The organism is uncultured Nostoc sp., from assembly GCF_964245445.1.
Classification (GTDB): domain Bacteria; phylum Cyanobacteriota; class Cyanobacteriia; order Cyanobacteriales; family Nostocaceae; genus Nostoc.
On sequence record NZ_CAXTNE010000343.1, the window covers coordinates 1 to 7,290 of the forward strand.

At 39.7% G+C, this 7,290-nt stretch carries 7 protein-coding genes and 1 pseudogene; 5 read left to right on the top strand and 3 right to left on the bottom strand.

Annotated features, from left to right (window positions below):
• From ACFE90_RS34080 to ACFE90_RS34090, 3 genes are all read left to right on the top strand, one after another.
• Window positions 1-1,181, top strand: a 1,181-nt coding sequence (locus tag ACFE90_RS34080) for a tetratricopeptide repeat protein (protein WP_375506710.1), incomplete at its 5' end; no start/stop codon positions are given.
• Window positions 1,121-1,420, top strand: coding sequence for a hypothetical protein (locus ACFE90_RS34085; protein ID WP_375506711.1), 300 nt, complete (start codon window positions 1,121-1,123; stop codon window positions 1,418-1,420). The genes ACFE90_RS34080 and ACFE90_RS34085, both read left to right, overlap by 61 nt.
• 81 nt (window positions 1,421-1,501) lie before the next feature.
• Window positions 1,502-1,876, top strand: coding sequence for a hypothetical protein (locus ACFE90_RS34090; RefSeq protein ID WP_375506712.1), 375 nt, complete (start codon window positions 1,502-1,504; stop codon window positions 1,874-1,876).
• Window positions 1,877-3,224: 1,348 nt separating this feature from the next.
• On the opposite strand, the gene ACFE90_RS34095 is transcribed toward ACFE90_RS34090, so the two are convergent.
• The gene (locus ACFE90_RS34095; protein WP_375506715.1) at window positions 3,225-3,386 is read right to left on the bottom strand and encodes an ATP-binding cassette domain-containing protein; all 162 of its coding nucleotides are present in this window, start codon (window positions 3,384-3,386) and stop codon (window positions 3,225-3,227) included.
• Between the two features lie 50 nt (window positions 3,387-3,436).
• Here ACFE90_RS34095 and ACFE90_RS34100 point away from each other — a divergent pair.
• Both ACFE90_RS34100 and ACFE90_RS34105 read left to right on the top strand, forming a co-directional pair.
• Window positions 3,437-3,839, top strand: a pseudogene (locus ACFE90_RS34100) (glycerophosphodiester phosphodiesterase family protein); the annotation flags it as partial.
• A 35-nt stretch (window positions 3,840-3,874) separates the two neighbouring features.
• Window positions 3,875-5,011, top strand: a complete 1,137-nt coding sequence (locus ACFE90_RS34105) for a hypothetical protein (RefSeq protein ID WP_375506713.1) — start codon at window positions 3,875-3,877, stop codon at window positions 5,009-5,011.
• 104 nt (window positions 5,012-5,115) lie between these two features.
• Here ACFE90_RS34105 and ACFE90_RS34110 read toward each other — a convergent pair whose 3' ends face one another.
• Both ACFE90_RS34110 and ACFE90_RS34115 read right to left on the bottom strand, forming a co-directional pair.
• The gene (locus tag ACFE90_RS34110) at window positions 5,116-5,811 is read right to left on the bottom strand and encodes an SAM-dependent methyltransferase (protein ID WP_375506714.1); all 696 of its coding nucleotides are present in this window, start codon (window positions 5,809-5,811) and stop codon (window positions 5,116-5,118) included.
• A 214-nt stretch (window positions 5,812-6,025) separates the two neighbouring features.
• The gene (locus tag ACFE90_RS34115) at window positions 6,026-7,132 is read right to left on the bottom strand and encodes an iron-containing redox enzyme family protein (protein WP_375506716.1); all 1,107 of its coding nucleotides are present in this window, start codon (window positions 7,130-7,132) and stop codon (window positions 6,026-6,028) included.
• Window positions 7,133-7,290: the final 158 nt, after the last annotated feature.

A 7,290-nucleotide genomic window follows, 5' to 3' on the forward strand; every position in this document is an offset into this window, starting at 1 on the left:
CATCTTTTGACCAAGCACTGAGAATTAAACCAGATTCCTCGGCTTGGAACAACCGGGGCATTTCACTGGGGTATTTGGGACGCTACGAAGAAGCGATCGCATCTTTTGACCAAGCACTGAAAATTAAACCAGATTCCCCGGCTTGGTACAACCGAGGGCTTACGCTGCATAAATTAGAACGCTACGAGGAGGCGATCTCATCCTACGACAAAGCCATTGAATTCAAACCAGATATGCATGAAGCTTTGGTTAACAAAGGAAATATACTCGTTAAGTTAAAGCGAGATACAGAAGCCATTAAATTTTATGAGAGCGCTCTTAACTGTATAGATCCTCAGTGGTGGGAAGCTTGGAATAAGAATCAAAGTTTAGCAAACATATATGCTCTAAATAAAGAAGCTGTTGTAAAAACTTCGGTTAAGGGTATAAATACAGTACACATAGTAACACTTAATGAGCAAGGAAGTAGCAGCAAATTGCCTCTTGAAAAATTGAAAAAGTTACAAGATTACATGAGGCATCAACCAAGTCTTTTCTCAGATTTATCTGAAGCAAAAAAAAGCTATGAAGAAGCCCTTGAGTTCCTGACGTTTGATAAATTTCCGGAGCAACACTTGCAATTATTGCAAGAATTGCTGAAAGTATATTCATCGGATAACCCTGAAGAATTCCAGAAAAATTTGGAGAAAGGGACTCAGCAGTTAGAAAAATTGCTGAGAAACAAATCAGAGCAAGAGAGAATAAAGCTAGACAGCAAATTTGCGGCTTTTAATCAAATGCGGGTAGATATCCTTGCACAGTCAGAAGATCCAGAGAAACACATAGAAGCTTTAAAAACAGCAGAGGTACGCAAGAATACCTGCCTTGCTTGGCTGAGGGAAGGTTCAATTTATCAACCGCCTACCGAGGAGTTTGAGTTTAAACAGACGCAAAAACTACTTAATCCCAAAACTGCGGCAATTTACTGGCATCTCAGCCCTATTGGTATCACTACTTTCATTATCAAACATAATGAACCTCTAAAAATCCTGTCACCACAATTACCAAGCGAATCACAACAGGGAGACTCTCGACCTCATTTTTATCAGCTTCAGCGTTTTGAAAGCTGGATGCAGCAGGAATGGAAAATTACCAGTTACTCAAGTACCAGTTACTCAAGCAAAGACAAACCCCTACCATAGCACTGAGACAAGCAAAAGATTGGCTACGTCAGTTAACTTATAAAGATTTAGCTAAGTGGTATAGAGACTTAGCCAAGGAATTGAATGAACCCCAATCGAAAGCCTCTCTGGAAACAGAAGCGGAAATTATTGAAGATCACATAAAGAAAAAGAAGAAGGAAGCTACCGAATCTCCCTATGCTCATCCTTATTATTCGGCTGGCTTTATTTTAACTGGTAAACCAAGTACAACAGGGTAAAAGCAGCCGTTCGTTGGAAAGCCAGCGCTTTTTACCTATTTTAGGTGTTAGCTTTATTTTCTTTACCCCCTATTCCATCCTATGCTTAACCAACCACAAACAGTCACCCTCCGCGCCTTTTTAACAGCTTTGGTAGAATTAGATTCTCCTTTACCAACAGCTTTACAGCAGGAAATCAATAATGTTGGTGAAATGCTTGCAAACGCACAAAACGATAATGCTCTTAACCGCTTGATAGAATTGGCAGAAAACGACTGTCTTAAGGAGTCTTACCGTAATGCGCGAATCAATATTCAGACGCAATATAAAAGTCAAGAACTTAACAAATACGATAAACCCAGTCAGCAGAATCAACCTCCAATACCCCCAGAACATATTGGGAATATTGCGATCGCAATTTTTCAAGCTACTGATTCCAGCGCTAAAGCTAAGAAGCTCAAGTCAGATATCCCATAAAATTATTAATGTGTAAAATAGAGTATCCCACCCTAGACTTATTCATTTATAATCTTGCAGATGGTTCGAGCAATGAGCAAGATTATTGGTTAAAACTGCCAGAACAACTTAAACAAAAGGGATTCTCAATTAAACCCGACCACGACAAAAATCCACAACGCCTTGATTTCTGGGACACAATTTCAACTGCTGTTGATGGCTCTTACAGTCTAGCAAATTTTGATGATACTAACTGCCTATGCTATAGCTGCTCTGTGGATCAGCAAGTTGAATTATCTAATATTGAGCATACCTTAACTCAAATCAAAGATTTAGCCCTTTTACCAAAAATTGGAGATTTAGCACCTGGAAAACTTTCAGAAAATGGTTACTTAGGGCAAACTTGGATGATATCAGGCTGGACAGTCCCAGCTAATAACCCAATTCCTGAAGCAAACGCTCATCAAGCTTACAAAGCTATAATTACAAAAGAACACCAACATCAAAATTCAGGAGAATTTCTAGGCGCTACAGTCTATGAAATGTGGCGTGGTGAAGGGCGTTGGGACAAAATTCAAAAAGACAGTCATGTAATAGTTGTTTTCTATCCCAATGAAGATAAATTTGCAGAAGCTAGTAAATCTTATAATTCATGGAGATACTTATTTTACTGTAGACATAAAATACTTTGGGCTTATGAACAGGGACGGGAACTAAAATTAAGGCTGTTAGAGAAATATAAGCATAATTTAATAGACCAGAAGAGTTTAGAAAGTTTATCAACCAAAAAATTGGAAGAGCTAAAATGCGAATTGCAAAAAAACATTAATACTGTATTTAATTATGTCCAAGACATAAACCTTCTGCAAACTCAACAGCACACAGTTGAAGTTAATGAGCGTAACTACGAAAAACAGTGTAAAGAAATTTTTACAACCGATAAATTTTTAGAAGAATTCAGCAAGATAGTCAAAGACAAATATCAGGTACAATTAGAAAAAGACTATCTCGGTCTAAATCCAGGATTAGCAATATTAGAAAACTTGACCGCTACAATTCGCGGGATGGTGGAAATAGAGCAAGCAGAGCTGGATAAACAGCAAGCAGAGCGCGATCGCAAGTTGGATAAAGAGCAAGCAGAGCGCGATCGCAACTTCAACACTAATATTGCTATTGTAGGTATTGGACTAGCAACAAGCCAAATTGCATCCTCTGTTATTCTCGCTCAACAAACCCCACCTAAAGATATTCCTTTTTACCAAACACAAGCTTTTTGGTACAGTATTGGCACAGGTGCGATCGCCAGCCTTGTTTTCTGGATTATTCTAACCGAAATCCTACCCCGGCTTCGTCGTCAAATTCAGCCGCGTCACAAACAATTCTCCATCAAAAGCAGCAATTCGGAATCAGCAACTAAACCGCAGGCAATACAAACCCGCTTGGCTTCACCACCGGACAGAGAACGATCTGACTGATTTGCCAGGTGTTCACAGCCAAAAGTTGTAAGTGCAGTATGTACCCTTTGCTTAATCTTGTGTGTTGGTGTTCCGCGAAACTTTAATACCTTGGCAACATTATTATTCTACAAAAACAGATTTACCTTTGGTGCAATTGCCCAATAACAGTGGTAAACCTTATGATTTATATACTTAGTGGTAATGAACGCACATATACAGATTTAGTCACAACATCAGGTTTAGAAGAAATTGCTAAATATGCACAAGCTGTTGGTATTCATAAAAATTTGCTGGTTCCTAGAGACAACAGTGGTAAATTGCGATCGCCAACATCTTTAGTCATCAATGCTCATGCAGTTAGTTTGCTGGTTCATGTCTAGACTTTCCGCAATGAAGACTACTTTTTGCCACTGGACTTTCAAGGAAATCCCCAAGGCGAATATGAACTATTTTTCAGCTTAGGTGTTGATGGCGTATTTAGCGACTACCCAGATACGGCAGGTTTTCACTCTACTGTTCAGTGGTAATTTAATAGTGGAATAAAAAATCACGGAAAAGTCAGATGCTTTTACTTAAGTGGAAATCCTGTATAACAGCAATAACCTTGACCGCAATCAGTCTTACTGCATCCAAGTCGGTGTTGGCAGTATCTCTATACTCAGTTACTGACTTAGGCAGTCTTACAGGACGAGCCTACAGTTACGCTACAGGCATCAATGACTCAGGTGAGGTAGCCATTAATTCTTTGGCAAGTTCTTTTTTTTACAGCAATGGTTCACTTAAAGAAATTAGTCCGTTGCCTGGCGATAATCAACTTGCAGTAAATGGTATCAATAACTTGGGGCAAGTCGTTGGTAATTCGGTTAGTAGTAATAACTTTACTGGAAATAACCCTTTTCTATACAGCAATGGCATCACCCAACCCCTCCCTATCCAAAATGCTATTCCTTATGCCATTAACGATCGCACCCAAATAGTAGGGGGAGCAAGCGGACTTGGGCCTTTCTTATACAGTGATGGTATAGCAACCAGCATCGGAACTCCTGGTAATGTTGCTTACAGTTTAAATAACTTGGGACAAGTAGTAGGCATTCTCAGTTCAAACACAGCTTTTTTATACGAAAACGGCCAAACTACTAACTTGGGAACTTTGCCAGGTGACGGGTACAGCGTAGCAAATGATATTAATGACTCAGGACAAGTGGTAGGTAGTTCTGGGCTGACTGGAGTAGATGATGGTCGTGCTTTTCTGTACAGTTCCGGTACGGGAATCCAAGACCTCGGTAGGTTACGTCCTACAGATTTATTCAGTTTTGGTGTGGGGATCAATAATTTAGGTCAAGCAGTCGGGTTTTCTGGCACTAATAGTAACTTTTTTGCACCAGATGGCAATGGTTTGCGGGCTTTTCTTTATAGTGATAACACTCTGTACGACTTAAATAACCTGATTGCTCCTGGTTCAGACGCGGGTTTTACCTTGACAGCAGCATCTGCCATTAATAATAAGGGACAAATTGTCGGTCGTGGTGCAGTTAATGGTGAATTACACGCCTTCCTCTTGACGCCAACCTCATCTGTCTCTGTACCTGAACCAACTTCAGGCGTTCCTATTTTGTCGTTCGGTGCTGTTGTAATTTTATTTGCAACACTCAAGCGCCAATCTCACTCTAGCAGTGCAGTCATACAACAAAAACTTTAGGTAAACAAAGCGATGACTTGAGAATACGGATTGATTTAACTAATCCCGCAAGTCCCCATCTTCAAGGTACCTCTTAGATGGGGATTGCATAAGCGTATTTGTTTTCACAAGCTAGTCATAACCTGAGCCAATTGATTAGATAAATCAACTACAGAATCCTGGCATTTGTTAAATAAAACGCCAGCTAGAAAATAATAATCGCCAGAATAAAATGCCATATTGTTTTTTCGGAGTTCTTCTATGTGGTTTTTTACCTTGGGATCAGAGCTATAGTAGCCGAACTGTAAAGGTAACACCATGAAGTTTTGAACACAATATCCATTTTCTTTTGCTAGGTTCAGTGTACTTGTTGGATTAGAAAAACTAGATATTAAAACCAACACATTTTTATAACCTAACGACAAAAGATCGTTGGTAACGGTGGCTCCATCTACGCCCCCAAATAAGAGTGGCATATAAATATCATTATCTGGAGCGGGGAGATAGGGCGGATTGGCTACAAGATACTCGGCATCGGGTTGAGAAGAATTAAACAAAGATGAATTATGGATTATATATTTATTAGTGAGATTATATTCATCAATGGTTGAATTTGCGACTTTCCATGCAGAAGTATTTAATTCAAATCCCTGGATAATGCCATCGAAGTTGTTTCTTAATAAGGAATTAATTACAGGACTGCCATCTCCTGAGCCAAACTCCACAATAGATTCGTAATTTTTACAATTTCTGAAAACAAAATTTTCTAAACAGTTTGAGTAAAAATTAGATTCTTCAGGACAAAAAAAGATATCTTTCATTTGACTGCACTTCAATGTGTAAGGTATAATCAATTTAGTAGAGGGTTATTTGATACCTTGCTTATAAGGGAATAAATAACCGTTTCTTTAGTAAAGAAGTTCTGACTAGAGAAATTGGATTGTAGGGAGATTAGCAATAAAATGCTTTAGAAATGTGAAATTACAAACACCAGAAAAATCTGCTATTTATAATTTTTTAGATTTATTAGATGAGTCAGACGGATTGTTTTGCTTCACGTATCGATTTCACAACAGCAATACCCGCGCGATCGCTCATGAGTTTCTGCTGGTCATACCCAAGTACTAATTCCCAGGCATCATTAGGATATCGTTCTGCTAATGGCAAAGCCACATCATCTAACATCCAACGCCCATGACGTTCATCTTCCCTGATGTGTAGTTCCCAATAACCCACTGCTACTTCTGAAAGTCCAAGCCGTTGCGCCGCCAGCATATAATTTTTGTAAACCGCAGGGCCAGCCACTTCAAAATAGGTCAAACCGCCGCTATAACGCAGGAAATAGCGTTTGCGCTCAGTCATCAGAAAGTTCTGATTGGTAGAAGCCAAAACTTCCCAAGGTACTAAATCGAAATATGCCTCTGGTTCAGTGTTCATTCCAAACTCAGCAAGCATTTGGGCAAAAAATGTAGAGTGCTTGCGAGATAAACGACCATTGCCGTATTCTTCTATTAGTACTCGCATCAGCGTACATTGCACTTCATTAGCAACACCACCCAAAATGCGGGAAAGATGACTAGCTTCAACCAAGCCATCAAAGGAGCCGATCGCTAGCAGGTGACGATAGCCAGATTCAGTCATTTCCTCACGAATGTAGCGGCTACTCTCCGACAAAAGCGGATCTAAATCGGCAGATGTGCGCTCAATTAGCGCTTGTTTTACATCTAATTGTTGCAGTGCAGCCACATCGAATTGTGCCAGTTCCCACTGTTGCCAAGCAGCTTCAATCTGGTTACGACATGAGGACAAGTAAAGCGATCGCTCATTGGTATAGTGCCGCAAATCGTCATACCAAAACAGCTTTAGCCGATTAATTCGATAAAGTATCCGTTGCAGAAAACGGTGAGCCTGTTCATCAGAGCGATCGTTGTTATAGGCAGCGCGAATTGCCCTTGAGAGTGCCTGTTCAAACTCACTAGCTATTGCAGGTTTTACATCTAATTTATGATCCAAATCCTCTATTGCTAGGAGTTCTATAAATTGTTCCTCAGCACGGTCGTAGTTGGTAATTGTTCCTTCTTCTGTTTGCTTACTCTTTATTGCAGTCCCAGCGTTAGGAAATATAACTAAATTGCTTTGCATGGAATCTTCGGTAGCATTGGAAAAGTGAGAAATGATTTTCACCTCTAATACTTAACTTCCCACACAAGTAGCTTTCTCTACCTCTTTCCTTGGTTATAAAGAAAAATTAAGTCTAGGGGAACAAAAGGGATTGGGTATTGGATATTAGGCAATAGTTG